Source organism: Microbacterium sp. ISL-103, assembly GCF_018613995.1.
GTDB lineage: Bacteria > Actinomycetota > Actinomycetes > Actinomycetales > Microbacteriaceae > Microbacterium.
The window spans coordinates 1-1,134 of sequence record NZ_JAGGPD010000657.1; the positions used below are offsets into that span (position 1 = coordinate 1).

Here is a 1,134-nt window from a genome sequence, read left to right on the forward strand (position 1 = left end):
GGCCAGTCGAGACCGGGCGAGATCGGAAGCCGCATGTCGGGTGGAGATGCCTGGGCGATCGTCGATCCGTCAATGAACTCGACCATCGAGTGGACGATCGACTGCGGATGCACGACGACCTCGATGTCGTCGTACGCGACGTCGAACAGCAGATGCGCCTCGATGACCTCGAGTCCCTTGTTCACGAGCGTCGAGGAGTTCGTGGTTACCATGCGGCCCATGTCCCAGGTGGGATGGGCGAGCGCCTCCTGAGGCGTGACGTCGAGCATCTCGTCTCGCGAGCGGCCGCGGAAGGGCCCTCCGGAAGCGGTGACCACGAGCCGGCGCACCTCGGCATGCGTGCCGCTGCGCAGCGCCTGCGCGATCGCGGAATGCTCGGAGTCGACTGGAACGATCTGGCCGGGCGCGGCTGCCGCGAGCACGAGTTCGCCCCCGACGATGAGCGACTCCTTGTTCGCGAGGGCGAGCGTCCGGCCGGCCTTCAGCGCGGCGAGCGTGGAGCCGAGGCCGATCGAGCCGGTGATCGCGTTGAGCACCACATCGGCCTCGACGTCGCGCACGAGCTGCTCCGCCTCGGCAGCGCCGAGAGCGGTGCTCTCGACCTGGAACTGCGCAGCCTGGTCGGCGAGCATCTGCGCGTTGGAGCCTGCGGCGAGGCCGACGAGTTCGAACCGACGCGGATTGGCGCGGATGACGTCGAGCGCCTGAGTGCCGATGGAGCCTGTGGAGCCGAGGACGATGATGCGACGCATGTCGCCAGCCTATGGCAAGGCCCCGGCTCCCCCGTGCTTACTGGGCCTGCTCGACAGGCGTGGTCGCGAGGATGTCCACGACGAACGTCAGGGTCTCGCCGACGAGGTCGTTGGCGTTGATCTCGCCCTCGCCGTAGCCGTCCTTCGGCGGCATGGTCACGATGACCTGCGAGCCGACCTTCTGACCCTCGAGAGCAGCCTTGAAGCCCGTCACGACCCCGCTCGTCTGGAACTGCGACGGCGCGGCATCCCGGCTCCAGCTGGAGTCGAACTCGCTGCCGTCCGACCACTTCACACCGCGGTACTGCACGGTGACGAGGTCACCGGCGCCGACCACAGCGCCGTCGCCCTGCTTGAGCTCAGCGACCTCGGTCTCGGTCGG

General features: G+C 68.3%; 2 protein-coding genes. Both read right to left on the minus strand.

Annotation, left to right across the window (positions count from 1 at the left end; translation table 11 throughout):
- Positions 1-752, minus strand: a 752-nt coding sequence (locus tag J7E68_RS19245; protein WP_215175145.1) for a 1-deoxy-D-xylulose-5-phosphate reductoisomerase, incomplete at its 3' end; no start/stop codon positions are given.
- A gap of 37 nt (positions 753-789) precedes the next feature.
- A partial coding sequence (locus tag J7E68_RS19250; RefSeq protein WP_215175146.1) for an FKBP-type peptidyl-prolyl cis-trans isomerase occupies positions 790-1,134 on the minus strand: 345 nt, incomplete at its 5' end.